Annotated in this window: 21 protein-coding genes; 9 read left to right on the top strand and 12 right to left on the bottom strand. The window is 71.4% G+C overall.

Going from position 1 to position 26,236, the window contains the following annotated elements:
* Positions 1-149: 149 nt before the first annotated feature.
* Positions 150-2,519 (bottom strand): alpha-2-macroglobulin family protein, encoded by a 2,370-nt coding sequence (locus D7Y04_RS03225; RefSeq protein WP_199749605.1) that lies wholly within the window; start codon positions 2,517-2,519, stop codon positions 150-152.
* A complete protein-coding gene (locus D7Y04_RS03220) occupies positions 2,516-5,626 on the bottom strand; it encodes an MG2 domain-containing protein (protein ID WP_121758262.1) in 3,111 nt (1,036 codons plus the stop codon). Before D7Y04_RS03220 ends, D7Y04_RS03225 begins: the two co-directional genes overlap by 4 nt.
* A gap of 104 nt (positions 5,627-5,730) precedes the next feature.
* Between D7Y04_RS03220 and D7Y04_RS03215 the strand changes: the two genes are divergently transcribed.
* Positions 5,731-6,918, top strand: a complete 1,188-nt coding sequence (locus D7Y04_RS03215; protein WP_120598931.1) for a hypothetical protein — start codon at positions 5,731-5,733, stop codon at positions 6,916-6,918.
* Between the two features lie 66 nt (positions 6,919-6,984).
* Here the strand turns inward: D7Y04_RS03215 and D7Y04_RS03210 are convergent, their stop codons facing one another.
* Both D7Y04_RS03210 and D7Y04_RS03205 read right to left on the bottom strand, forming a co-directional pair.
* Positions 6,985-7,275: a hypothetical protein gene (locus tag D7Y04_RS03210; protein ID WP_121758261.1), complete on the bottom strand. Its 291-nt coding sequence runs from the start codon at positions 7,273-7,275 to the stop codon at positions 6,985-6,987.
* Entirely contained in the window at positions 7,268-7,510 is a 243-nt protein-coding gene (locus tag D7Y04_RS03205) for a hypothetical protein (protein ID WP_121758260.1), read from the bottom strand. Before D7Y04_RS03205 ends, D7Y04_RS03210 begins: the two co-directional genes overlap by 8 nt.
* Before the next feature lie 250 nt (positions 7,511-7,760).
* Here D7Y04_RS03205 and D7Y04_RS03200 point away from each other — a divergent pair, with 250 nt between their 5' ends.
* A complete protein-coding gene (locus D7Y04_RS03200) occupies positions 7,761-7,970 on the top strand; it encodes a hypothetical protein (protein ID WP_014393545.1) in 210 nt (69 codons plus the stop codon).
* A gap of 32 nt (positions 7,971-8,002) precedes the next feature.
* Here the strand turns inward: D7Y04_RS03200 and D7Y04_RS03195 are convergent, their stop codons facing one another.
* On the bottom strand, positions 8,003-8,908 hold the full coding sequence (locus D7Y04_RS03195) for an AEC family transporter (protein WP_121758259.1): 906 nt from the start codon (positions 8,906-8,908) through the stop codon (positions 8,003-8,005).
* Between the two features lie 242 nt (positions 8,909-9,150).
* On the opposite strand from D7Y04_RS03195, the gene D7Y04_RS03190 reads away from it, so the two are divergent.
* Complete coding sequence (locus tag D7Y04_RS03190) at positions 9,151-10,404, top strand: MFS transporter (RefSeq protein WP_120598934.1); 1,254 nt, start codon at positions 9,151-9,153, stop codon at positions 10,402-10,404.
* Positions 10,405-10,551: 147 nt separating this feature from the next.
* On the opposite strand, the gene traC is transcribed toward D7Y04_RS03190, so the two are convergent.
* A complete protein-coding gene (gene traC / locus D7Y04_RS03185) occupies positions 10,552-12,369 on the bottom strand; it encodes an outer membrane exchange accessory lipoprotein TraC (protein WP_120598927.1) in 1,818 nt (605 codons plus the stop codon).
* Positions 12,370-12,643: 274 nt separating this feature from the next.
* On the opposite strand from traC, the gene D7Y04_RS03180 reads away from it, so the two are divergent.
* Together D7Y04_RS03180 and D7Y04_RS03175 are read left to right on the top strand one after the other, a co-directional pair.
* Positions 12,644-12,880: a hypothetical protein gene (locus D7Y04_RS03180; RefSeq protein WP_120598926.1), complete on the top strand. Its 237-nt coding sequence runs from the start codon at positions 12,644-12,646 to the stop codon at positions 12,878-12,880.
* Positions 12,881-12,989: 109 nt separating this feature from the next.
* Positions 12,990-13,781, top strand: a complete 792-nt coding sequence (locus D7Y04_RS03175) for an FRG domain-containing protein (RefSeq protein ID WP_121758258.1) — start codon at positions 12,990-12,992, stop codon at positions 13,779-13,781.
* Here D7Y04_RS03175 and D7Y04_RS03170 read toward each other — a convergent pair.
* From D7Y04_RS03170 to D7Y04_RS43945, 3 genes are all read right to left on the bottom strand, one after another.
* Complete coding sequence (locus D7Y04_RS03170; RefSeq protein ID WP_233601257.1) at positions 13,738-14,115, bottom strand: hypothetical protein; 378 nt, start codon at positions 14,113-14,115, stop codon at positions 13,738-13,740. The two genes, D7Y04_RS03175 and D7Y04_RS03170, sit on opposite strands and share 44 nt — an antisense overlap.
* Before the next feature lie 136 nt (positions 14,116-14,251).
* Positions 14,252-14,986, bottom strand: a complete 735-nt coding sequence (locus tag D7Y04_RS03165; protein WP_199749604.1) for a hypothetical protein — start codon at positions 14,984-14,986, stop codon at positions 14,252-14,254.
* 41 nt (positions 14,987-15,027) lie between these two features.
* On the bottom strand, positions 15,028-15,369 hold the full coding sequence (locus D7Y04_RS43945) for a hypothetical protein (protein WP_147477028.1): 342 nt from the start codon (positions 15,367-15,369) through the stop codon (positions 15,028-15,030).
* A gap of 229 nt (positions 15,370-15,598) precedes the next feature.
* Between D7Y04_RS43945 and D7Y04_RS03155 the strand changes: the two genes are divergently transcribed.
* The 3 genes from D7Y04_RS03155 (at position 15,599) to D7Y04_RS03145 (ending at position 19,139) form a co-directional block, all read left to right on the top strand.
* A complete protein-coding gene (locus D7Y04_RS03155) occupies positions 15,599-17,410 on the top strand; it encodes an acyl-CoA dehydrogenase (RefSeq protein ID WP_121758256.1) in 1,812 nt (603 codons plus the stop codon).
* A 1-nt stretch (position 17,411) separates the two neighbouring features.
* Positions 17,412-18,221 carry a hypothetical protein gene (locus D7Y04_RS03150; RefSeq protein WP_120594696.1) on the top strand — a complete coding sequence of 270 codons (810 nt, stop codon included), beginning with the start codon at positions 17,412-17,414 and terminating at the stop codon, positions 18,219-18,221.
* Between the two features lie 93 nt (positions 18,222-18,314).
* A complete protein-coding gene (locus D7Y04_RS03145; protein WP_233601256.1) occupies positions 18,315-19,139 on the top strand; it encodes a hypothetical protein in 825 nt (274 codons plus the stop codon).
* 118 nt (positions 19,140-19,257) lie between these two features.
* On the opposite strand, the gene D7Y04_RS03140 is transcribed toward D7Y04_RS03145, so the two are convergent.
* Positions 19,258-21,477 (bottom strand): M4 family metallopeptidase, encoded by a 2,220-nt coding sequence (locus tag D7Y04_RS03140; protein WP_120594694.1) that lies wholly within the window; start codon positions 21,475-21,477, stop codon positions 19,258-19,260.
* A 258-nt stretch (positions 21,478-21,735) separates the two neighbouring features.
* Between D7Y04_RS03140 and D7Y04_RS03135 the strand changes: the two genes are divergently transcribed.
* The gene (locus D7Y04_RS03135) at positions 21,736-22,932 is read left to right on the top strand and encodes a DUF1615 domain-containing protein (RefSeq protein WP_121758254.1); all 1,197 of its coding nucleotides are present in this window, start codon (positions 21,736-21,738) and stop codon (positions 22,930-22,932) included.
* 18 nt (positions 22,933-22,950) lie between these two features.
* Here the strand turns inward: D7Y04_RS03135 and D7Y04_RS03130 are convergent, their stop codons facing one another.
* Entirely contained in the window at positions 22,951-24,567 is a 1,617-nt protein-coding gene (locus tag D7Y04_RS03130; protein ID WP_147477027.1) for a fibronectin type III domain-containing protein, read from the bottom strand.
* A 162-nt stretch (positions 24,568-24,729) separates the two neighbouring features.
* Positions 24,730-26,217, bottom strand: coding sequence for a pitrilysin family protein (locus D7Y04_RS03125; RefSeq protein WP_233601255.1), 1,488 nt, complete (start codon positions 26,215-26,217; stop codon positions 24,730-24,732).
* Positions 26,218-26,236: the final 19 nt, after the last annotated feature.

Here is a 26,236-nt window from a genome sequence, read left to right as displayed (position 1 = left end):
CGATTGCACCGGGCGGGGGGCGCCCGGAGGAACGGGCCCCTGCCGCGCTTCCGGCGCGCATTCCACCTGCCTCCGGGGCTGGACGGAAGGGCCCTGTACCGGCGCCGTGAGTGGAGAATGACCCCACAAACTCACAGCGCCGGAGGGCTTCAGCGCACCGCCCAGGTGGTGGGCGGAAGCGACGCGGTGATGTCCGGCCGGCCAGGCACGCCCAGTCGCGCCGCGCCCGCCTGCAACGTCCCGGCGAGCGTGGGCAGCACGCGGAACTCCACCTGCACCAGTGCGCCCTGCTCCCTGGGAGAAAGGTCCAATGACAACGCACCATCCTGCACATCCCAGGAGCTCACCTGTCCGGACGCCACGAGCGCGGCCAGGCTCGCGGGGTCCACCTGGACGCCCGCGGGCAGCTCCTGCTGGAAGCGCAGCGGCAACGAGGACGGCGCACCCACCTGGACGCGCACGTTGGTCAGTTGTCCCACGCGCGCCTCCTTCGGCCCCGTCACGGCCAGTTGCAGGCCGCCCTTCACCTCGCTCTTCCAGGGCACCGCCGCGGACAGCGCCAGGGAGAAGCCCAGCCCCGGCACCGCGGGCTCCGCGCGCACGGTCCACGTGTGCGACCCCGCCGAGCCCGGCGCCGCGGCCTCCAGCGCCAGCACCTCGCGCAACGCCTTCGTGTCGTAGGTGCCCTCCGTGACGACCTGTCCGTCGCGCGCCACCGACACACGCACCTGGGCAGGCAGCGGATCCTTGAAGAGGGCCAGCGCCGCGCGCAGCCCCACGCGGTTGGCCTGCCCATCCCCCCAGCCCAGGCCCGGCGTGTAGTGCGCGAGCAGCCAGGCGCCCAGGTCCGCGAGCGGCGCCTTCGCATCACCCTGGAGGGCGAGCACCGCCATCGCCGTGGCCTCCGCCTCCGAGGGCATCTCCCCGTCCGCGCGCACCGTGTCCGGCTCCACCGGCAGCCACGCGGTGCCGTCCGTGCCGGTCTTCAGCGCCTCGCGCACGCGGGTGCGCAGGGCGTCCGCCACGCCGCCCTCCGCGGAGCCCTCCGCCAGCAGCACCGCCGCCGTGTAGCCGTCCTTCACCTGCGGCAGGTAGCGCTCGAAGACGCCCGACGCGCGCACGGTGAAGGCCGACGCGCGCTGCTTGCCCTCCGGGGTGCCCTGCGCCGCGCGCACCGTGCGGGCGCAGTTCGCCGTAGCCACCAGCAGTCGCTGGAGCGTCCAGCCGTCACCGCCCTGGCAGGTGCCATCCGGCCGCTGCGCCTGGGCCACCTGCGCCACCAGCCGCTCGCCCAGCCGCGCGAGCACCGGGTTGTCCGGGTGGGCCAGCGCGCCCTCCGCGAGCCGCGTCGCCACCTCTATCGACGGCGCCCGCGCCGCGCGCAGCACCCGCTGCGTCGCCACCAACGACAGCGCCTTCAGCGCCGCGGGGTCCGCCGTCTCGCCCAGCGACTTCAAGAGCTCCGGCGCCTGACCCGCGAGCAGCAACGCGTACGCATCCCCGGCCACGTCCACGGGACGGCGCTCCACCGCCGCCAGCTCCGCGCGCACCATGCCCAGCGCGCCCGGGTACACCTGCAAGCGCACCCGCTCGCTGCCAACCTGCGCGTCCGCGGGGCCCACCAGGGACAGAGTGCGCGGCGCGGCCAGTGAACCGCCGCGCGTCTGGACCACGGGCTGGCCGGTGGCCCACACGTCGAAGTCGCGCACCACCGCGTCCGTGTCCCCCAGCGAGGCGCGCAGCGTCACCGGCCCCGCGCCTCCGGCCTTCACCGTCACCAGCTCCACCACGCTGCCACGCGCGGGCACCCGCACCGTGCGCGCGCCGGCCTCCACCTGCGCGCCCTTCACGTCCACCTTGAGCGCGGCCTCCACGGCCTTGTCGGTGGTGTTCACCACCTGCACCGGCAGGCGCACGGTGTCGCCCGCGCGAAGGAAGGGCGGCAGCACCGGATCCACGTACGTGGGCAGCGTGCCCGCGAAGGACGTCACCGCCCCCGCCTGCGCGCCGGAGCGCGAGTGCGCGAGCGCCAGCACCCGCCACTGCGTCAGCCGGTCCGGCACGCGCACCGGCACCGTCGCCGAGCCGTTCGCGTCCGTCACCACCAGCGGCTCGAAGAGGAACGTCTCCGGGAACCACGCGCGGGTGGGCGCGGCCGCCGCGCCACCCTTGTCCGCGGTGGCGCCCCCCTCCTCCATCTCCGGCTCCGGAGGCGCCGCCAGCTCCATCACGGGCGCGGCCGCGGGCATCGGAGGTGCGCCCGGTCCACCACCACCGCGAGACCCGACCTCGTCGTCGTAGGAGTTCGCCGACCCGAAGCTCTTCATCGACTTCTTCGGGCGTTCCGCCATGAAGCCGTCGGACTCCTCCGGTGGCTCCGCACTCCCCGCGAGCGCGGCGGCGGAGCTCCCCATGAGGCGGCGGACCGACTCCCCCGTCACCACCGCGATCATCACCCCGCCCAGCACGAATCCCACCCCGAGGCCCACCGCCCCGGACATCCACGAGCGCTGCTTCATGGCGCCTCCCGGGCGACCCACGCGCCCCAGTTCACGACGTCCTCCGGCAACCGCGTTCCATTCACCACCACCGTGCGCGGATCCGTGAGGGCCAGCAGGTCCTGTGGCAGCCGCGACAGCCGCAGCTTGCGGCCGAACGCATCCGTCACCTTCTGCCCGCGCTGCTCGCAGGCGGCGAGCGACTCCGCCCACAGCCGCGCGAGCCCCTCGGGATTCAACGTCTCACCCTCGGGCGCGGTCTCCTCCCACTTGCGCGTGCGTGCGTGCAGCTCCGTCAGCACCGCGTAGAAGGGCTCCGTCAGCTCCGCGTCCGGGGAGAAGGGGCTCGTGGCGCTCGCCGACAGGGGCGTCTCCACATCCTCCAGCGTGGGCACCGCCGTCACGCGCAAGAGCGCCGCCGCGGCCGCGTTCGCGCCCCGGATGCGCCCCATGGCCAGCGCCTGACCGTCCAGCACGCCGAAGGCCGGCGTGGCCACCGACGGAGAAGGCCTCAGCCCATCCAGCGCATCCGCGCCCGGCAGCGGCGCCAGTTGGGACAGCGTCTCGTCCACGCCGAAGAGGCCCACCGCCGCCTCGCCGTCCTTGCCGTCCACGCGCGTGTGGACCTGGAGACGCGCCAGCTCCCCGGGCGCGTACGCGGGCTTGTCCGGAGACACCTCCACCGTCAGCGATGCGCGAGGCGCCACGTACACGCGCGCGGTCGCCGCCACGCCCTCCACCTGCGCCCAGCCCTCGAAGTCCTTGGGCAGCGTGAAGCGCGCGGAGCGCGTGGCCGGGTCCAGCTTCTCCTTGAGGCGCGTCGGCCCCGCCACCAGCTCCAGCGTCTTGGGCAGCTCGCCCGTGAAGCCGGGGCCGCGCAGCAGCTCCACCTTCACGGACTCGCCCGCCTTCGCCAGCACCGGCGTCATGCGGAGGCGCAGCGGCGGCAGGCGCGCGGGGCGCAGCACGAACTTCGTCTCCCCCATGTCCTGGCCGTCCCACTTCGCGCGGACCTTCAACTCGTAGCCCAGGAACGTGGTGGCCTGAGGCGGCCGGGGAATGCCGTTGCCGCCGTACGTCGGCTGCGTGATGAAGCGCACCACGCCCATGGCCTCCGACGGCCTGCGTCCCGCCAGCAGCTCCGCCTGCGTCGAGGCCGGAACGCGGATGCGCGCGAAGCGCTCCTTCACGCACGCCAGCACCGCCGCCGGGAGCGCATCATCCGTCGCGGGCTCCGTCACCCACGACAGCGCCAGCTCCGGCTTGTCCGCCCACCGCCGCCACGTCATCACCCCGGGCACCGCCACGGCGCGGTCCAGCGTGGGCGGCAGGCACGAGCGCGCATCCAGCGCGGCGACCGTCAGCCCCTCGCTCACGCCCCGCTCATCCCCGAAGGCGACCTGCGTGTTCCAGCGAATCGAGGGCAGGCCTGGATCCATGACCTGGAAGCGCAGCTGGAGCATCCGCTCCGCGCGCGCCGGCAGTCCTTTCGCACGCAGCGCCGACGCCATGCACGCCTCCAACCCCTCCTCCGCGCCGGCCACGTCCAGCACCTGCCCGGACGCGCCCACCCGCACCACGAACTCCGCCATGGAGGCGCCGGAGGACGGGCTGACGAAGCGCGCGCAGGGATGCAGCACCGGCAACAGCCGCTCCAGCGCGAGCTGATCCTCCAGCGACGACTGCCCTCCCTGCGCGCCCAGCAGATCCCTCGACGACGCGAGCGACACGGGCGGCGGACGCGGCTGCACGCGCACCGGCAGCGGCGGCACCACCACGTTCACCGCGGGGCCCGGGTCCAACTGGAAGGCGGCCACGCCGTCCTCGTCCGCCACTGCGCTCACGCCCTTGTCGCGAGGGTCCCACGCGCGCGTCACCATCACCTCCGCGCCCGGCAGCACCTGGCCCGACGCGGTGGTGGCGCGCAGGTAGACGCGGTTGCTGAAGCCCGCCACCAGCCCGTCCTCCAGCTCCGTCACGGAAGACACGGCCACCGCGTCCTCGGACAGGAGGAGCGACACGCCGCCGCGCACCGGCTCGCCCGTGGGGTCCTTCGCCTCCAGGCTCGCGCTCAGCGTGGCCTGGCCGCGCAGGTCCTGGGGCACGCGCGGCAGCGTCACGCGGAAGCGGCCGGCGGCATCCGTGCGCGCCTTCGTGGGCAGCTCGCCCCGGAGCCACTCCGTCGGAGGAGGCCATGCGCCCGCGTGGCTCCACGCCAGCGTCACGTCCGTGTCCGCCACCGGCGCGCCAGACGCGTAGGACACCTGCCCCGTCACCTCCGGCGTGTCGTTGGCGCGCCAGAAGGGCCGGGGGCTCATCGCCTCCATCCGCAGGCGCGGCAGCGTGAAGGGCTCCACCGTGAAGGTCGCGTCACCGGAGGCGCCACCGCTGGTCCACGCCACCGTCCACGTGCCCGTGGGCGCGCCCCGGTCCAACGGGAAGTCCCCCGCCACCACGCCCCAGTTGCCCGCGGGCGCGCGCTCCTCCAGCACCACCTCGCCGGAGGGGTCCATCACCTTCCACGTCCCCGGCCGTCCATCGAGCGGCGACAGGTCCTTCGCGCGCAGCGCCACCGCGCGGAAGCGCACCCGGTGCCCGGGCTCGTAGAGGGGCCGGTCCGTCAGCACGCGCACCCGCGCGGGCGCGTACAGGGGCAGCGCCGCGTCCACCGTGCCGGTGCCCAGCGGCGTGGTGAGGCGTGCGCGCAGCTGGTAGTCGCCGTCCGGCACCGCGGGCAGCGTCACCGGCGCCCACAGGGAACCGGAGTCTTCGCGCTCCCAGCGGCCCTTGGCGTCCAGCGGCAGCGGCGTCTCCTTGCCGGACGCGTCCACCAGGAACAGCTCCGCCGTGCCACGGCCCACGAGGGCCTCGAGCTCGCGACCCTCCGCGTCCATCCCGTGCGCCTGCGCCCAGACGGTCACCCGGCTGGAGGCGCCTCGCGCGAGCCCGCTGGCGGACATGCTCACCGTCTGGCGGAACTCGCCGTCCGGACACCACGGCACCTCCACGCCCTGGAACATCCAGGCGGACAGACACCGCCCGGAAGCCATGAAGGCCAGGCCTCCCCCCAGAAACAACAGCCCGAGCCCGCCGGCCACCCATCGCCGGCGCTGGATGCCACCTGTCATGCGTTTTCTCCCCGTCTTTCCACTGTACGCCGGAAAGCGTGGAGCCGGTCCCCACCTCCCCCCGTTGACGTATCCGTGGGGTGGCTGGGCTAGGGTGACGCGCCATGGTCGTTTCGAAGAACCGTCCCCCGCAGGATGCCCTGCCGCCCCGCCTGGATGCGCTGCTCGAAGCGTTGATGGATCGCGACTTCGCGACGCGGCTGCGCAAGGTCTACCAGGCGGCCGCGGTCGCCATCGACCGGCTGGGGCACCTGAGCATCGTGAAGTACGAGCCCACCACCGCCGAACCCGACGACGCCGCGGACCTGTCCCTCTGGGAGACCATGGCGCCCGCCATCGGCGAGACGCTGACGGACGTCAACAAGCTGGTGGCCGCCATCCGCGACGCCTTCCCGCCGCCCGCGCGCCCCGCCGCGTCCAACGACGGCGGCTGGGCCCCGCCGCCCGCGAGCTCCGACGAGCGCCTGTCGCAGGAAGCGGAGGCCGTGCTGCACGCCAGCGCGGAGCGCCTGTCCAAGCGCGTGCAGGAGCTGGGCGTGCAGATGCGCCGGCCGGAGGTGGTGAGCGACCGCTGGACGCTGATGTCGGAACTCGCCGCGTCGCGCGCGGACTTCCGCAACCGCATCGGCGACCTCGTGTACCTCACCGCCGCGGCCTTCGCGGACGTGCGCCGCGAGGACGTGGTGCCCGGCTACACGAACCAGGTGGGCGCGCGCGTGGCCCTGCGAGGCGCCGCGGCGGACCTGCGCCGCTCACTGCAGGGCCGGCTGGAGCGCGCCGCGAAGGCCACGGACGCCCAGCGGCCCGCGCTGGCGAGGCAGGCCGAGGAGAGCCTGGCCGCGTTCGTGTCCCTGCCCGCGTCGCTCGCGCTGAAGACGCCCACCAAGCGCGAAATCGTCGCGGCGCGAGGCCGGCTGCGCGAAGCGGGCACGCAGTCCGCGCTGGGGCCGGAGGTGCTGCCCGGGATGGTGGAGCCCTTCCTCGCGCTGATGGAGGACGCGATGGAGGAGCTGACCCGCGCGTGGCTCACCGTGCACGACCGCGCCGTGTGGGCCGCGAGTAGCGCCCGGCTGGAGCAGGTGGACATGCACCTGGAGCTGGGCTCTTCGGGCGCGGCGCGGGTCCTGGAGGAGGCGGTGGCGGCGGCGGGCGCGCTCTCGGGCCGCTCGGCGCCCTTCGACGTCTTCCTGCGCAAGGGCCGTCAGGAGGCCTCGGAGGGGCTCAACGAGGCCGGCGCGCGAGACCTGCTCGCCCGCTTCCGCGAGCGGCTGGCCAGTCTGCCGTTCAGCTAGCGGGCTTCACGCCTCCACACAGGGCCCGGGAACCTTCCGAGCCCTGGAAGGGGACGGCCCGCCGATTCAGGGCTTCGCGGGCGTGGCCTGCGCGGGCAGCGCGGGGGCGTCCTTCTTCGGAGGCAGGATGCGCAGCTCCTCGAAGCGCTCCGCCAGCGTCTGCGGCGTCAGCTCCTCCTGCCACTGCTTGGGGTTGGTGTTCCACCCGAAGTCGGCCGGCACCTTGCCGCCGCCCTGGCTGGTGTAACCAATCATCTCCGGGAACTGCGCGGACCAACGGCCGCCCGGATCCGGCTCCTTGGTGACGTGCTGCCGGTTGGGGAGGATGAAGGGCTTGGGCTTGGGAGCATCACTCATGCAGCCAAGCCTCTCCGAAAGAGACCTCATTGGGTAGAGCCAAGCAGGGCTCCTGCCGCCTTCGCGCGTGGTTCTTGGGGGGCAGCACGCTCGGCCCCAGCTCGAATACCGCCGCGAAGTAGCGCGCCTGCGACTCGCTGCCGTACCGGTAGCGCCGCACGCCCTCCGAGTGCGCCACCTCCACCCGCCAGCCCTTCCGGTCGCACATGACCTTCACTGTGTTCCCTGCACCCATCCCGCACCTCCCCCGTCCCGTTGCTGTCCGAGGGGGTGCGCCATGAAATCCCCGTGCCAGCGCTCGCCAGCCCGCTCAAGAGGTTGCGTTGTCGCCGGGTGAGCAGTCGGAGATCGGCCGGTAACCTTTGCAGGCTGCCCCAAGGGGCCGTCTTCTGTGCCCGAAAGGTGGGGCAAGGCGCCATACCGGGTCCTCGCGGGAGGGGAGCCGGTCTGCTTGTGTCGGGCAGATCCTGCGTTAACTCAATGGCATGACCCAATTCGAGACCCAGAGCGGAGAGCGGTTCGCGGACTTCGATCTTCCCGAGGGCTGCATGATGTGTGGCGGCGCGGTCTCCATCCGGGCCACGCCAGCGGGTGCCCACGGCTATTGCCCGCACTGCCATGTGCTGTCGCGCCCACAGATGCGCGTGAAGCCCAATGGCGTCGAGCTCTCCTTCGAGACCACGGCGCTCGCCTGAAACGAACCCCTGACGCCCGTGCCGAACGGGCGTCAGTGCACCAGCGACAGGAGCAGCGGCGCGGTGGCGAACGACAGCGGAATGCCCACGCCCACCATCAGCACCGCCAGGTCCGCGTCCAGGTCGTGCTCGGCGGCGAGGATGGCCGCCGTCACCATGGGCGCCATGGCGATTTGCAGCACCGTGGTCTGCCTCACCACCAGCGCCAGCCCAGGCATGAGCATCAGCAGGCCCAGCACCGCCAGCGGCGCGAGCACCAGCTTGTAGGACAGCCCCAGCGCGAGCGCCGGCACACGTGGCCAGAGCCCCTTCAGCCGCAGCTGGAAGCCCACGACGAAGAGCGCCAGCGGCGTGAGCAGGTCACCCAGCCGCTGCAGCACGGACTCCAGCCAATCCGGGAAGGGAAAGGGGCGCAGGAGCAGCGCCAGCACCAGCGCCTGGAACGGGGCGAACCCCACCACCTTGCGAACAAGCGTGCGCACGGACAGCTCCGTCCGGGCGCTGGCCCTCGCCGCCGTCAGCGTGGCGAGCGTCGCCAGCACCAGGAACGAGCCCAGCTGATCCGCCACCACCGCCACCGGCACGCTCGAGGGCCCCAGGAGCGCGGCGGCCATGGGCAGGCCCACGAAGGCCGTATTGCCCAGCCCCGCGGTGAGGATGAGCGCCGTCACCGACTCGCGCGACAGCCCCAGCCGGGGCCCGAGCAGGCGAAGGAAGAGCACCGCTCCCACGAAGAGCAGCCACGGCGCCGCGGCGGCCACCACCAGCCCGGGCGCGAACTCCAGCCGGTGCATGGCGCGCAGCACCAGCGCCGGCAGCGACACGTTGAGGAGGAAGACGTTGAACGCGGGCGCCGTCCCTTCCGGGAACCGGCCGCTGCGTCGCGCCAGCACGCCCAAGACGAGGCACACCCCCAGGAGTCCGATGACCTGCCCCATGCCCGCCTTGCGTCCCGCCTTCCAGGGTGTGGATTGGCGCGGCAACCTGGAGGAGCCCGCCAACGATGTCCAGCGCCATGAAGGTGCGCCCGGGGAAGTCGCGTTTCGCGCGCGACTGGAATGCATGAGGCTCCAACCGCCCGTGTGAGCCAGAGGGCGCATGGAAACGCGCGGGGCGCGAGCGCATGCTGGCGCGCGCCCGCGGTCAGTCCCTCCTCTCCACGTCCGTCGGGCATCCCGCCATGAATCCCGTTGCCACGGTGTTGAGAGCGCTGGGCGGGGGTGGCCTGCCACGGACGTATTGGGTCCTGTGGGTGGGCACCTTCGTGAACCGGCTGGGGTCCTTCGTCGCGCCGTTCCTGGCGCTCTACCTCACGCGCGAGCGCGGCTTCAGCATCGAGCAGGCGGGCTTCATCGTGGCGCTCAACGGCGCGGGCGCGGTGCTGGCGGCGCCGCTGGGGGGCATGCTCGCGGACCGGGTGGGCCGGCGGCTGACGCTCGCGGGGGGCCTGTGGCTGGGGTCGGGGGCCATGCTGCTCATCGGCCACTCGGAGACGCCGGGGCGCATCGCGGTGGCGGCCTTCCTCCTGGGCATCCTGGGGGACCTGTATCGGCCGGCGGTGTCCGCGGCGGTGGCGGACCTGGTACCGCCCCAAGACCGGGCGCGCGCGTACGGGTTGCTCTACTGGGTCATCAACCTGGGCTTCGCCATCGCGCTGCCGCTGGCGGGCCTGCTCGCGGGGATGGGCTACCGGCTGCTCTTCATCGCGGACGCGGTGACCACGTTCCTCTACGGCTGCTGCGTCTGGGCGTTCGTGCCGGAGACGCGGCCCCCGGAGGCTCGAGCGGCACACGCGGAGCACTCCCCGCTGGGGGCGGTGCTGACGCCCTTCCGTGACAGCGTGTACCTGGCCTTCTGCCTGCCGGTGTTCGCGCTGGCCCTGCTCTTCCACCAGAGCTTCATGAGCCTGCCGGTGACGCTGACGCAGCAGGGCCTGACGCCCGCCCAGTACGGGCTGGTGATGTCCGTCAACGGCGTGCTCATCGTCGCGCTCCAGCCGTTCGTCGTGCGAGGCGTGGGCCGGGTGCGCCGCTCCACCGCACTGGCGGTGGCGGGCGTGCTCACCGCCGTGGGCTTCGGGCTGCACGCGCTGCCGGCCACCGTGCCGCTCGCGATGGCGGCCGTGGCGGTGTGGACGTTGGGCGAAATCGTCCACTCGCCGGTGGCGCCGTCGGTGGTGGCGGACCTGGCGCCGGCGGAGCTGCGCGGCAGCTACCAGGGCGCGTACCACATGATGTGGGGCCTGGCGTCCAGCGTCGCCCCCGCGCTGGGTGGAGCGATGCTGGGCCACGTGGGAGCCACCGCGCTGTGGGCGGGCTGCTTCTGCGTGGGCCTGGCCGCGGCCGCGTGGCACCTGACCATCGCGGGCGCGCGCAGGCGCCGGGTGGAGACGCTGCGGCTGGAGCGCCCGGAGATGAGCGCCAGCCTGGACTGAAGGCGCGGCGGGCGCTACTGCCCGACGCCGGGGCGCCACCGCGAGGAATGGCGAAGGCGGCCTGCTTCACGACGGCGCCCTGCCGGCCTCCCTCGCCAGAAGAGGCGCGGGAGGTGGGCGCGAGCCCGGCGGTGCGAGGCCGCCGCGCTACTGGCCGACGCCGAGCAGGGCCTCGGGCTTCGTGAGGCCGCGCGCGCGGGCGACGGGCTGGAGGATGTCCTGCGGGGGCGCATCCGCGGTGAGCAGCAGCGCGCGCACGGCGGTCTCCACCACGTCCTCCGCGCCGGGGCGCACCATGCCGCGCCGGGCGTCCTCCACGCGCTTGCCGCGGTACAGGTCGAAGCGCTCCTTCACGTGCTTCGCCACGTCCGCCACGGCCTTGTCGCCCGCGTCCACGCGCAGCTCCAGTTCGTTGCGCAGCTGCACGGGGTCCGCGAGCACGCCGTAGCGGTCATAGCCCTTGTGCGCCAGGTCCTCGTGCAGCACCGCGTAGTCCTGCGTGTTGGGCGCGGGCACCTGCTGGGGCGTCAAGAGGTCGCGCATCACCGACGTCACGGTGGCCGTCACGGTGAGCCGGTGCAGCTGCACGTCGTAGACGAAGTCCGAGTACATGGGCTCCTCCACGGTGATGGGCTCGCGGAAGACGGAGTCGCGGTTGCGCTGCACCTCGGTGCGCTGGGTCTCCGCCTTGTCCAGGGACACCTGCACCGCCACCTCCAGCACGCGCGCCGCCTTGGACTTCATCGACATCAGGCCTTCATCCTGGGTGCATTGCCCCGAGCACCGCTCCGGGTCGCACTCGCTGGGCACCTTGCCCGGGCTCTTCGCGTCGCGGGCCTCCTCGCCGCACTCCTGGATGGCCGCGCGGCACTCGCGCTTCTCCCGCTCACGGCAGCGTTCGGCGACGTCGCGCAGCGTGCCCAGCTCCAACTGGGCCTTGAGGTACTCGCGCAGCACGGCGGCCTGCTTGCGCTCCACGCCCTCCAGGGTGCGCTCCGCGTCCAACAGCTTCTTCTCGTAGTCGCCGCGCTTGGGGTTGGGCACGGAGCGGTTGCCGGCGAGGTAGCGCTGGCTGCGCTGGGAATCCTCCACCGCCTTGAGCGGCAGCACGCGCTCCAGGGACAGGTCCAGCTTCACGCCCACGCGGCCCGCAGGCGCCTCCGTCACGACCTTCAGGGGAAGCTTCGTGGGGAGCGCCGAGGCCAGCCGTCCCGCGCTCAGCCGCTGCGCGACGTCGGGGGCCTGGGCGTTGTCCTCCACGGGCGTGGCCACCACCAGGAAGGCCACCTCGTCGCGCAGCCGCTGCCGCACGGACTCCGCGCGCTCACGGGCGGCGGTGGCACCCACGCGCTCCTGGTCCGCGCGCACGTAGGCCACGAGCGCATTGCCCAGCTTGCCGGCCTTCTCCAGCGTCTCCGCGCTGGAGAAGAAGCGCTTGGCCCACGCCACCTGCACGGCGTCCACGCCCTTGCGAGCGTTCACGTGGTCCGGCGCCACGGCCAGCACCGCGTCCAGTTCCGTGCGGGCGTCCTGGAGCTTCTCCTCCTTGAGCAGCCCCAGGGCCACCTGGACGCGCGCATCCAGCGTCTGGGCGAGCAGCGCGCGAGCCCCTTCATGGTCGGGGTTCAGCTCCAGCACGCGCACCAGCAGCTTGGTGGCGGACGGCAGGTCCCCGGAGGAATGGGCGGCGCCGGCCTCCTGGTACACCTCCTCGCCCCACTCCCTGCGCACCGCGCGCAGCTTCACGGTGATTTCGGAGGCCTCCGGATCCGCGGCCAGGGCGCGCAGGTAGGCGGCTTCGGCTTCCGCCCAGTGGCGCTCCTTCACGGCGCCGTCGCCCTCGCGCACAGCGCGGGAGAAGGCGGAACAGCCGCTGAGCAGCACGAGCGACAGCAGGGCCAGGGCGCTCAGCCAGCGGGAGGAATCGCGGGGGGTTCGGGCGGCGGGGGAGCTCACGCGCCGCATTCTCGCGGGAAAGCGCTCCGGGCGTGAAGATTCCGACGGCCTGCTCGGCTGGTTGCTCCGCGTGAAGGCAGACATCCTGGCGGGACGGGCCAGGGACGCCCGACGTCATTAGGCTGTTGTGCCTTTTGAATGTGTCACACCCACACGGTCTTCTGCTGGCAGCGATGAGGCGGGGTGCAAGCGTTCAGTGTCCGGGTGACGGACTGCCGGGAATGACGCGACGCACCAGTCAGTAGAGGGAATCAGCACCCACGAGGGGGGCTAGAGGAATCCAATGCCTTGTCCACAGCCGCGTCCCACCAAGTTCCACCTCCCGCTGCGGGCCGATACCTTCTCCATTGAGGAGCACCGCAACGTCCACTGCCGTTTCTACGGCGGCTGCATCGACGTGGCGGTCCGTCAGGACTGGGAGAGCTTCACCTGCGCCAAGTGCCCCATGTTCCAGCAGGACAAGGCGCCGGGCGCCAGCTCGTATGCCTTCACGCAGCCCGCGAACTTCGGGCAGCCGTAGCTGTCTCTGTTTCAATCGCTGTGATTGAGCCGGCCGGGCGTCCTGAGCGCCCGGCCGCTGCGTTCCGGTAGGACCGGGCCCACCTTGTCAGGCGGCGAGGGGGCAGCGGATGCAGGAGCATCGCGTCACATCCTGGTTGGAGTTGCAGGACCTGGTGTTCGCGGGTTCATGGAACGAGCCGCTGGGCCGGTTCCGCACGAGCTTCGTGTTCCGGGGCGTTCCGGACGCGACGTTGGATTTGACGGCGACGCTCAACCGCCAGGGAGCGTTCGTGCGGTTGGAGCGCGACCTGCTGCGGGCCTTCCGCAAGTACGCGCGAGGCGTGCCGGGCACCGAGCGGCTGACGTCCATCTGGGACTGGCTGGCGCTGGCGCAGCATCACGGGATGCCGACGCGGCTGTTGGATTGGACGTTCAGTCCCTATGTGGCGCTGCACTTCATGACGGAGCGCATGGACCTGCTGGAGCAGGACGGCGCCGTGTGGTGCGTGGACTATCACCAGACGAACCAGCAGTTGCCCCGGCCGCTGCGTGAGCAGTTGCGGTTGGAGGGGGCGGACGTGTTCACGGCGGAGATGCTGGCGACAGTGGCGGGGGACCTGGCGACGTTCGACGGGTTGGGGGAGCATCCGTTCGTGTTGTTCTTCGAGCCGCCGTCGCTGGATGCGCGCATCGTGAATCAGTTCGCGCTGTTCTCGGTGATGAACGGGCCAGGGCTGAGCCTGAACGAGTTCCTGGGGCACCAGCACCAGGGCGTGCGCAGGCTGGTGGTGCCAGCGCGGCTCAAGTGGGAGATCAGGGACAAGCTCGACCAGGCGAACATCACCGAGCGGGTCCTCTTCCCCGGCCTGGACGGCCTCAGCCGCTGGCTGCGCCGCTACTACGCTCCGCGTCCCCGTTAGGAGCAGGAACCTGTGGCTCCGGCGCGGGCGGTGGGGCCTGGGGTGGCTCAGCAGTTGTCCCTTCATCCGGAGGCCCCGGCGATTCGGCGACCACGTCCCCCTCGGGGGTAACGGCGTAGAAGAACCAGCCATCCAGGATGCGCCGACGCGGTCCCACGCATCGCTCGAAGTCGGGATCCAACAGCACGTAGTAGAGCCCGGGCGTCGGCCCCGTGAAGAGCGAAACGTTGAGTCCGTCCTCGGGATGCTCGCAGCCGGAGAACAACCGGCGTGGGTTCGTCCTGATGAACTCACGAACGGCGCCCACCGCGGCCTGCGCCGCGCCTGCGGGCATCGGGCTCTCCACAGGCCGGGCCGAGCGCTCATCCGGCCATTCGACGACACCCTTCCACGCAGCCGCGGGATGTCTGCACCCGGACAGCACCAGAAGGAGTCCCAGCCATCCATGCACCTGTCGCATCCGCCGTCCCCTACTCACGCAACAACCGGAGAGCGCCACCTTCGCAACGGGGCGCGACACTGATGCTGCCGGCAGGAGCGGGCGCACAGCGCCCCAAGAAGACCCAATTCCGCCGGGCCTCGCTCCATTGTTCGATCTCACCCGTGGGAAAGTAGCGCAGGAAGATGCGGGTTCCATCCCGTCGCTCCGCGACCACGGCGGAGGCCATTTCGAGGAACGTGTCCTGGAACCGGGCCGGTGCGGGGTTGCCTGGAATCAATCGGACCTCCGCCATGGCGACGGCGGGCCTGAACGCATCCGTAGGCCAGGCGCCCAGGTCCGAAGACGAGGGCACCGCTCCGCAGGGATGGTTGTGGATGTAGCCCACGACCCAGACCTGGGAAGAAGAATGGTCCGCATCCTCCACGGCGAAGAAGGGCGTGCATCGGTTGTGGCGCTCCCGCGTGGGCTCGGTCACTCGCCAGGACAAGGAGTCACGCGTTCCCGCCACGTAGACCGTCGAGCAGTACTCCGTGGAGAGACCTGGAATGGGTCGCTGAGTGCCCGGGTCGCACGTCTTCGCCCCCGGAAGTCGGAGCAGCGCATCCGCCACGTCGCGCAGGAGCGAAATGGGAATGGACCGCTCCCCCGTCGGCATCTCGACCGCAGGGACCTCGGACCAGGGCCCCCGAGCACGCTCAACCTCGGCAATGGTGCCCGGCCCACCCGCGCACCCCACCAGCAATGACAGCAGCGCGAATCGCACGGCGCATCCTCGCACCCACGCGAGGAAAGCACCTCACGCTTTCACGCGTGCAAGGGTTCCCCACCCATGGGCCCGGACATGTCCCGGTCGCGCCGTGACGCGCGCTCCGCGTCTTCCTTCGCCCACCGCGCGTCATCCTCGCGCGCGTTCTTGTGCGCGAGCACACCCCCCACGAGGACCCCACCTATCACCAGCATCATCACCAGGATTCCCACCAGCACCGCGCCGACGATGAGCATCTGAACCACCTCCACCTCCAACGGTACGTCGCGCTTGCCCCTCCCGCAGGCCTGAGCCGACACGCCCTGCGGGACCTTGCCTCCCTGTCCGTCCCCACCCGTGTCTGCGACCCCGGGGTCCCCCGCCTGGCAATGGACAGACATGGGACGCACCTTTGCCAAAGAGCCGCAGGGACACCCCACATGGAGGTGCGCCAATGCCAGACACCACCGGCATCCAACGCCCCAGCCCCCCACCCCCTCCCTGGAAGCCCAAGCCCTCGTTGCCCCCACCCGCCCCACGCCCGGAGGCCGCTCCTCCCGCGTCCGGCGGTGAATGCCCGCCGCACGACGACTTCGACGACCCCATCGCGTCCTGGTAGGGAACCAGGGCATGAGCGTGCCCCGCCCCAACCCCCTGCTGTCGGACCGCGATGTGGACTTCCAGCTCTACGAAGCGCTGGACACCACCGCCCTCTGCGCGCTGCCTGCCTTCCAGGAGCACTCGCGCGACACCTTCGCGCTCCTCCTGGACAGCACCCGCCGCTTCGCCCGCGAGGTGCTCGCCCCCACCTACCGGCCCATGGACGCCGCCCCGCCCGTCTTCGAACACGGCCGCGTGCGCGTCCATCCGGCCATGCGCTCGCTCTACGCCGGCATGGTCGACCTGGGCCTGCTCACCGCCACCCGCCCTCCCGACGTCGGCGGCCAGCAACTGCCGCTCACCGTGCACGCCGTGGCCAGCGCCTACCTCATGGCCGCCAACCTCAGCGCCTATGGCTACCTGGGCCTCACGATCGGCGCCGCGCACCTGCTGGAAGTCTTCGGCACGCCCTTCCTGCGCGACACCTTCATGGCCCGGCTGTACCGGGGCGAGTGGACCGGCACCATGGCCCTCACCGAGCCCCAGGCCGGCAGCAGCCTCGCGGACGTGAAGACGCGCGCCACGCCCGCGCCGGATGGCTCCTACCGCCTCCAGGGCTCGAAAATCTTCATCAGCGGCGGCGACCAGGACTTCACCGACAACGTCGTGCACCTCACCCTCGCCCGCATCGAGGGCGCGGAGGGCGGCACGCGCGGCGTGTCCCTCTTTGCCGTGCCCGCGCGCAGGCCGGAAGGGGACTCCTTCGTCCCCAACGACGTCCAGGTGGCCGGCGTCATCCACAAGATTGGCTGGCGCGGCCTGCCCAGCCTCGTCCTCAACTTCGGCGAAGCCAATGACTGTCACGGCTGGCTCGTGGGCCAGCCCGGACGCGGGCTCGCGTGCATGTTCCAGATGATGAACGAGGCGCGCATCATGGTGGGCCTCAACGGCGTGTCCACCGCCGCCGTCGCCTACCAGGAGTCGCTCGCCTACGCGCGAGAGCGCCCCCAGGGCCGCCCCGCCGGCATCCGCGACACCACGCGCGCCCAATCCCCCATCATTGAACACGCGGACGTGCGGCGCATGCTGCTGCGCCAGAAGGCCATCGTGGAGGGCGGCCTCGCGCTCCTGCTCACCGCCTCCACGCAGGCGGACCTCGCCCACCACGCCCCGGACGAAGCCACGCGCAAGCGCGCGCAGCTGCTCCTGGATCTGCTCACGCCCATCGCCAAGACGTTCCCCGCGGAGAAGGGCTTCGAAGCCAACGCGCTCGCGCTCCAGATTCACGGCGGCTACGGCTACTCCAGCGAGTACCTCCCGGAAGCGTGGCTGCGCGACCAGAAGCTCAACAGCATCCACGAGGGCACCACCGGCATCCAGGGCCTGGACCTGCTCGGGCGCAAGGCGGTGGCGGAGGGCGGCGCCGCGCTCCAGGCGCTCGACGAGGAGGTGCGGGCCACCACCGCACGCGCCCGCGCCGCTGGAGTGGAGCCCGCGTGGAGCGACGCGATGGAGGACGCACTCCAGCAGGCCGCGGCCCTCACGCTGGAGCTGAGCGCGCGCGGCATGGCGGGGGAAGTGGACGTGATGCTCCGCCACAGCACGGACTTCCTGGAGCTCTTCAGCGTGGTGGCCGTGGCGTGGCGCTGGCTCGCGCAGGCCGCCGCCGCGAAGGATGGCCTCGCGCTCGCGCCCACGCCCGAGGACACCGCCTTCTACGAGGGCAAGCTCGCCGCCGCGCAGTACTGGTTCGCGGTGGAGGTGCCGCGCGTGCCGCTGCTCGCCCACCTGTGCCGCACGGGCGAGGACTCCTACGCGCGCATGCACCCGGACTGGTTCTGACATGTCCGTCTCCTTCCACCTGTGCCAGCCCGGTGCGGGCGCCTCGTGCGGCGCCTGCTGCGGCCTCTACAACTTCCGGGACCACTCGCGAGCGGCGCTGACCCGGCGGCTCACCACGCAGACGGAGCGGCTCTCCCGCACACCCCACACGCCCGAGGCCTACGGCGAGGCCGCGCGCGAGCTCACCGCGAACCGGGACGCCCCCGCGCTCTTCCCCATCGTGCGGGTGTGTCCCCTGCTGGGCTTCCTGGACGCGGATCACCAGCGCGTGGGCTGCCTGGGCCACCCGCTGGTGACGGGCGGCACGGACCTGCGCGACTGCGGCGTCTACCGCGCCACCATCTGTGAGACGTTCACCTGTCCGTCCTTCGGCTGGCTCACCGACGCGCAGGCGAGACTGGTCCAGGCCGCGTGCGCGGACTGGTACCTCTACGGGCTGGTCATCACCGACGTGGAGTTCGTGCGCGGCTGCCTGAAGCTCCTCGAATGGGAGTTGGGAGGCCCCGCGTCCCCGGACCTCCTGCGCGAGCGTCCCGAATCGCTCGCCGCCGTGCGCCGCCTCTTCGCCCTCAAGGAGACCGCGCCCGGCCGCGACGGACAGGCCGCCGTGTTCGGCCGCTTCGCCCACGACACGGAAGGCGAACCCGCCCCGCGTTCACTCGACTACGCGGCGCTGGGCACGCGCGCCGCCCCCGAGGACGACGTGGTGCTGTGCCTGGGCTACACGCCCTCGGATGCGACGGAGCTGCTCACCGCCAGGGCGCTGGTGCGCGAGCACGTGCACGCCGTGGCCGCCACGTTCCCCGCGTAGCCTCCGCCATCCAGAACCCAACACCCCGTCGCACGCCGGACGCTTGCAACGACAGGGGGTCGTCCGCAGGTTTGCCTGCGGGAGGGTTGGCGGATGGGTGGACGGTGGATGTGGTTGGGGATGGTGGGGCTGTGCTCGCTCGCTTCCGGCTGTCAGGAGCATGACACCGAGGACGCGGTGCCAGCGGTACCGGCGACGATGCAGGCCCGCGACTCCGCGAGCGGCGGACTGATGGTGCCGGCCACGCCCGCGCTGGCGCAGAACACCGTGGACGGCAACCGCGTCCCCAGTGGCGACGCGCTGCCCACGGCGAACGCGCAGGTGCCTCCGGACACGGCGCCGCCGCCCGGTGCCCGGCCGCTGCCAGGCCCCCGCGTGAACGAACCCACGCAGGGCACCACGGCGCAGGCCCCGGCCCGTCAGAACGCCCAGGCCAACCCGAACGCCGCCCGGCCCCCGCAGGCCGCACCGGCGAATCCGAACACCCAGCAGGCGAACGCCCAGCAGCGGCCCCAGGCCAACCCGGACGGCACGCCCGCGACGCAGGCGCCCGCCGAGGGTCGCGTGATGATTGGCGCCCAGGCCGTGCAGGCCAACGACGACGAGTCCTGGTACGAGGGCGCGGCCAAGGCGGCGCAAGCGGCGGTGACGGACACCTCCGCCAACCGGCCGCTGGAGCAGGTCGTCATCGCGTCCAGCACGGTGAGCGGCCGGGTGACTCGCGTGGGCAGGGACACCCTGCACGTGCGCGACGGCGAGGGCACCGTCTACGAGCTCCAGCTCGACCAGCGCAGCCGAGGCCTGCGCCAGGGCCAGCGCGTTCCCCTCAAGGAGCTTGAGGAAGGCACGCCGGTGCGCGCGCAGTTCGTCCTCATGGGCGGCCGCACCGTCGCGCGCGACGTGCAGGTTCGGCGCTAGCCCCGCACTCCCCAGCCCCTGAAACGACGACACCCGGGAAGCCATGTCGGCTCCCCGGGTGCCTGTCTTCGTCCGGACTCCCTTCACGCGAAGGGAGCCGGGCTGGCTGCGGATGCGACTACCAGACGGCCTTGAGCGTCACGCCCGAGTAGGCGGTGTAGCCACGGATCTTCACGTAGTACTTGCCCTGGGTCGTCTTGGTGATGCTGCACGACTCGTTGTTGCCGGACAGGTACGGACGGCAGTCGTACGAGGTGGTCGTCGGCGAGGAGCCGAAGCGCACGTGCAGGTCCCCGTCACCCGTGCCACCCGTGGTGCTGAAGGTGACCGTCCGGTTCGCCGGCACGTCCACGGTGATCCACTCGTTGGTGAACGAGCCGGAGGCGCCGGAGATGCCCGTCACCGGGACGTTGTTCTGCAGCACGTTGCCGCCACCACCGCCGGGGGCCGTGAAGCTGCCCTTCAGCGTCACGCCGGAGTAGGTGGAGTAGGCGTTCAGCATCACGTAGTAGGTGCCCGCCTGGATGTTGGTGATGGTGCACGTCTCCGCGTTGCCGCTGGCGTACGGACGGCAGTCGTAGGTCGAGGCGTCCGGCACCGCGCCGAACTTCACGTACAGGTCCACGTCACCCGTGCCACCCGTGGTGGTGAACGTCAGGGCCGTGGCGCCCGCCGGAACGACCAGCGAGTAGTACTTGGAGTTGCCCGAGCTGTCGCCCAGGCCCGTCACCGCCGTGCCGTTGGTCAGCGGGATGGAAGTCGGGGGCGTCACAGTGCCACCCACGCCCACCGCTTCCCAGGCGGCCTTCACCGCGTCCTGCGTGGCCTGGTCGTAGCCCAGGTCCGAGGCGGCCTGGATGGTCCAGGTCTTCGCCTGCGCGAACGTGGTGCCCGCCGTGTAGATGTCGGTGTTGGCCTTGTACCAGATGCGAGCGGCCTTCTCGACGCCGATGGCCGGCACGTTGATGGTGCTGCGGCCGCGCGGGTGCACGCCGCCCTTGGAGAGCAGCGCGAACGCCAGGTTCGGCACGCCGGAGCTGTAGTGCACGTCCGTGCCGGACGTCACGTTGGCCGCCCAGTCCTTGGACGCGCCGTCCTTCGCCGGGTCGTCCATGTAGCGCAGGGCGTCGTTCGCCGTGCCCGGCGTCCAGACGTCCTCGCCCACCATCCAGATGGCCGCGGCCGTGCTCCAGCCGTTGACGCGGCTCTCGCAGACGGCGCCGAACGTGTCGGACATCGCCTCGTTGAGACCGCCGGACTGGCCGGAGTACGTGAGGTTGGACTCGTACTCCGTCACGGCGTGGGTCAGTTCGTGGACGGTGACGTCCGCGTCCTTGCCCAGCTCGATGGAGTTCACGCCGTCGCCATCGCCGTACACCATCTGGGTGCCGTCCCAGTAGGCGTTCACGTAGTTGGTGCTGTAGTGCACCGTGCTGATGAGCGTCGCGCCCGCGTTGTTCAGCGAGTCGCGGTTGAACAGCACCTTGTAGCAGTCGTAGGTGTAGCCCAGCATGTCGTAGTTGGTGTCGACATGCGAGTCACCGGTGGCCGCGCCGCCCTCGCTGCGCTTGAGCGTGCCCGGGGTGCTGGTGCCGTTGTTCGCGCTGTAGACCTTGCGGTTGAGCGCGGTGTGGATCTCCGGCGCGCGCAGCACGATGGAGCCGTCCTGGGCGCTCACGTACACGCGGTCGCGCAGGGGCATCAGGTCGTTCTCGCCCGTGACCTTCACCTCGTACGCCAGGCGCAGCGCGCCTTCCTCGGTGCGCACGTACACCAGGCGGGGAGCACCCTGGACCTCCAGGCCCGTGCCCACCGTGGAGCTCAGCGCCGCATCCCGCGCGGACGCGGCCGCGATGCGCGGCAGCGCGGACACGTTCAGGCCGTCGCGCGCGGAGCCGTTGGCGCGGAACACCGTGCCGTCCGGACGCACGTGCACCACCAGCTCACCGCCGACCACTTCCAGGCCGTTCTTCGTCTGCGTGAAGCGCAGGTGCTGGTTGCCCTGCTCGTCGGTGTTCGACTTGCGCAGCACCATGTCGTCCGCGTTCAGCCGGAACGCCGGGGCCACGCCCGCGACCGCCTGGCGGCTCGCGTCCAGCGTGTTCAGCGTCCGCTCCACCCGGCCCAGCTCGCCCCGGATGCTGTCGGGGATGCCGTCCGCGTGCACGCCCAGCACCTGGGCACCACCGAGCGCGTTCAGCGTGCTCTGGATGTCCTCGCCCGACTTCTCCTGCTCAGGCGCCTGCGTCTCCTCTCCCGAGGAACCCTGCGTACCGCACGCCGTCAGAGCCACGCCCAACCAGGCCGCGCCAATCGTCTTCAACAGTCGATGAGCCAACGCGATACCTCCATGAAGAAACAGCGGGATGATACGTGACACACTTGAAATCATCAGAGCAACTACTTTTTGGCAAAAGTACGTTTAGCCACTTTTACCCGCCCTGCTGACCAAACCTAGAGAACCTGAATTGCCGTTCTGGAAAATTTCAACAGCTTTGCAGCTCTTCACCGGCTCTCCTGAGAGAACGGACCTGTCCCCAGGATGTCTCAAAAAATGTTTCATGAGACGGGCGGAAGGGTGCATCAGGGGTCTGACATGACGCGGAACGCCGGGCGCCGGTGGACGGGAGGGCTGTGCGTGGGGGTGCTGCTGGCGCTCACGGCCTGCGCGTCGCGGGCGCCGGTGGTGACGCAGGTGCCAGCGCCGCCCACGTTGTCGGTGGCGCAGGTGGCGCGGCTCCTGCCCGCGAAGGTGAAGGGGGCGGAGCGCGAGGGTTGGGCGGGCGACGTGCTGGCGGCCCTGGACGCGGAGGCGATTCCCGCTGCGGCGCCGGAGGTGTGTCAGGTGCTGGCCATCATCGAACAGGAGTCCGGCTTCCAGGCGGACCCCGCGGTGCCGGGGCTGCCCAAGCTGGTGCGTCAGAAGCTGGACGGCACGGCGGGACGGCTGGGTCCCGTGGGACGCAGGCTGCTCGCGGACGTCCTCGCGGCGAAGCCGAAGGGGGCGAAGCGCACCTTCGGGGCGCGGCTGGACACCCTGCGCACGGAGCGGGACCTGGACCGGCTCTTCCGGGACATGCTGGCGTACTACGAAGCGGAGTACCCGGCGGCGTACGCGGCCGCGGACCTGGCCAGCTCGCTGTTCGGTCCGTCCTCGTTCGCGGGGCAGAACCCCGTCACCACCGCGGGCTCCATGCAGGTCAGCGTGCGCTACGCGGTGGCGAAGGCGGGCCCGGACGCGGATCCGGTGGCGGTGCGCGAGTCGCTCTACACGCGCGCGGGAGGCGTGCGCTACGGCACCTCCCGGCTGCTGGGCTTCGAGGCCGCGTACGACGCACCGCTCTACCGCTTCGCGGACTTCAACAGCGGCGTCTACAGCTCGCGCAACGCGGCGCTCCAGGCCCAGGTCAGCCGGCTCACCGGCGTCGCCCTGGCGACCGACGGCGACCTCCAGCTGTATGACAAGGACGGTGAGCCGCGCGGCGAGGACAGCCAGAGCCTCAAGGCGCTGCTCCTCTTCCGTCAGCGCTACGCGCCGGACCTGAGCGAGCGCCGGGTGCGCCGGGACGTGGAGGAGGAGAAGACGGCGGACTTCGAGAAGACGGACACGTACCTGGCGGTGAAGCGCGTGTACGCGAACCGGACGGGACAGGCGCCCGCCTACGCCCAGCTGCCCCAGGTGACGCTCAAGAGCGTGAAGCTGAGCGGGGAGCGCACCACCGCGTGGTTCGCGAAGTCGGTGGACGCCCGCTACCAGCAGTGCATGGCCCGCTACCGCCAGCCTGCGCGGTAGCGGGCCGCCACGTCGGGACTACGGCGTGGTGAAGACGGCGCTGAACGTGTCCGCGGTGATGATGGGCAGCAGCTCCCCGGTGACGTACGGCGCGCGCGAGGGCTCGTAGTTCGGCGAACCCTCCGCCATCACGCGCACGTAGTAGGTCGACCCGGGCAGCAGCAGACCCGGCGGCAGGCGGATCTGCGTCCGGTCACCGGGCACGTAGAAGCGCACCGTCGGGTTGGCGGCGTAGGTGTCAATCAACTGGATGACGGACACCACGTAGTTCCTGGGCGTGCCCATGACGGGGGACCGCCAGGAGATGACGGGCTGGTTGGTGCCCACCACGCGCGACACATAGGCATCCACGCCGTCGATGCGCAGCTCCCGCGGCGGCGAGAGGTTCGGCTGGATGGGGCCGGCGGTGAGGTGGTCCAGCCGGTCGGTGACGTAGATGTTGCCGCTGGGGTAGTGGATCCGGCTCCCGATGACGACGGGCGTCGCGGACCGGAACGAATAGCCGGCGGAGCCCACCACGCCCCAGTTGGACGGATAGGGATTGCCGTAGGCGAGCCGGCTCGCGATGACGCCATTCTCGCCGCGCGGCAGCCACATGCTGAGCAGCTCCCCCTGGTAGCCCACCCAGCCGTGCTGGTAGCCGAACGGCGCGGGCACCAGCGACAGCGAGGGATAGTTGAGCGTGCCGCTGGGGTTCGCGTCCGAGCGCCAACGGGCGAACTCGTTCAGGCGCCACTCCAGGGAGAAGGGCGTCTGACTCACGGGCGCCAACGTGGCCTCGAGCGGCAGCGAAGTGGTTCCGTCCGGCGTGAACGAGAACGACGGCAGGTGCGCGCTGCTCACCACGGACTGGTACGCCAGGGTCCCGCCGCTCGGCAGCGTTCCGGCCTGCACGGAGTTGAGCTGGTTCACGTAGATGCGGTCGCCCTTCGACGCATCCAGGACGGGCGCCCCGTAGCCGGTGCTGAAGTACGCGTAGGCGTTCGGGTCGACGATGGACGTGTCACCGGCCTGGGTCCACAGGGACGACGTGCTGAAGAGGTCCACGTCCGCGCTGATGAACTGCACGGAGCTGCCCGGCTCGGAGATGGACGTGTAGTCCTGCCACGGATCCAGGTTGAAGAGCTCCGCCGACATGGGGGACTCGGTGACGGGCACGTAGACGGCGTCCGGCCGGCCAATGCGGTTGACGCCCAGGTCGAAGCGGCGCTCGCGCGTCAGGAAGTAGTGCCGGCTCGAGCGCAGGAAGTACTCACCGTCCGGAACGTTGTCGAAGCGCATGCCCCCCGCCACCGGCGTGCCGGTGTACCGGTCGAAGTCGACGCCGTTGGGGACCAGGATCTCCAGGTCGCGGCCGGCCAGGTTCTGGGGAACGACCGTCACCCCGGCGCTGGAGTGGAAGCGCGTGTCCGCAGTCACCAGCACGGACGTGCCCGCGTCCACCGGCCCCGTGCCCGCGTCGGGCTCACCACAGCCCGGCAGCATGTCCTCGTTGGCGATGACCGCGGTCCCCTCGCGGGGGTCCAGCGCGATTTCGGGAGGGTTCACCTCCTCGGAGGAAGGCGCGGCTTCCCCGCAGCCCAGCCAGGCCGCGCAGGTGGGGACGAGCAACAAAGACAGACGTCGCAAGGACATGGATGCCCCTTCGTGACAAGAATTTGGCAATGATTGTCCGGTCCCGGCCCCGACCAGACACTGCCACCTATACGCGAAGGGTCTGACTTCCTGGATATTTAATTTTTGATGGGTAATTCCGGTGGGCGCGCTTCAAGGCTTGCGCCCACCTCCGTCTGACATTTACCGGCCCGGCGCCGTCGGCGGGGCGAAGCGCTTGTCGGAGATCTTCATCTCCGTGACGGGACCGTACTTGCGGGCCACGTCGCGCAGGGCCTCCGCCTTGCCAATGAGGACGAACGTCAGGTCCTCCTGGGCGGGCAGGACGCGCTGGAGCACGGTGTGCACGCTGCCGCGGGTGGCCGCGGACACGGCGTCCGCGAAGCCGTTCACGTCCTGTGCGTCCAGTCCGTAGAAGGCCAGCTCGGACAGCTTCATGGCCAGCTGCTCCCCGGTCTCCAGCGTCGGGGGGAACTGCCCCAGGACATAGGCCTTGGCGGAGGCCAGCATGGCGTCATCCATGCCGTCCTGGCGGTAGCGCGAGAGCACGTCCAGTGCCAGATCAATGGCACGGCCCGTGGTGGCCGTCTGTGTATAGGACGTCAGGACCACGGTGCCGGGCTGGAGGGCTGGAGCCAGCGCGGAGCGCGCACCGTAGGTGAGGCCGGTCTTCACGCGCAGCTCGGTGTTGAGCAGCGAGGTGAAGCGGCCGCCCAGCACGGTGTTGCCCAGCTCCGCCACGACACGGTCCGGGTCGGTGCGGCGGATGCCGGTGTTGCCGATGGCGAAGTAGGTCTGGGTGGCGTCGGGCTTGTCCACCAGCAGCACGTGGCGGCCCTTCGTGGGCGCGGTGGCGGGCACGGCGGCGAGCGACTGTGCCGCCGGGGCCCATCCGCCCAGCGCGGCCTCCAGCTTCGCGGCCAGCTGCTTCGCGTCGAAGTCGCCCACGACGGAGAGGATGAGCCGGTCTCCGCCCAGGTTCGCCTTCGCCCAGCCGAGCACGTCGCTCCGGCTGATGCCCGGCAGCGACGCCTCACTGCCCACCGCGGATCCGCCGTACGGGTGCGAGGGGAAGTGGAAGGCGTTGAAGTACACGCCGATGAGCATGCGCGGGTCGCCGTCCTTGGCGGAGGCGATTTCGGACACGCGCAGCGCGCGGGCCTTCTCCAGCTCCTGCGCGTCGAAGCGCGGGCGCACGAGCATGTCCGACAGCAGCTCCACCATCAGCGCGGTGTCGCGGGACTGGAAGCTGCCGTTGAGGACGAGCGCCTCGCGAGCGGGCACGACGTCCAGCTCGCCGCCCACGCCGTCCACGGCGTCAGCGAACTGCTGGGCGTTGCGGGAGCCCGCGCCCTTCTGGAGCAGCTCGGCGGTGAGCGCGGCCAGGCCTTCCTTGCCCGCGGGGTCGGTGACGGCGCCGCCCTTGAGCCACGCGCTGAAGGACACCAGCGGCAGCTCGTGCTTCTCCACGAGGAGCAGCCGCACGCCGTTCTTCAGCGTGACGGAGGTCGTCTCCGGCAGCGTCACGCCCTTCGTGGACAGCGGGACCGCGGGCGCGGGCGTGGCCGGTGCCGGGGCTTCCGGCGGCGTGGGCGCGGCGGAGGGAGCAGGCGTCGGCGCGGTCGCGCACGCGGAGGTGAACAGCAGCGCGGCGAGGGTGGAGCGCATCATGTGAGGACCCGAGAAACGA

This window comes from Corallococcus sp. AB038B, assembly GCF_003668955.1.
GTDB classification, from domain to species: domain Bacteria; phylum Myxococcota; class Myxococcia; order Myxococcales; family Myxococcaceae; genus Corallococcus; species Corallococcus exiguus.
Note: the sequence above shows the minus strand (reverse complement) of the source record. Positions and strands in the feature narration are given on the sequence as shown.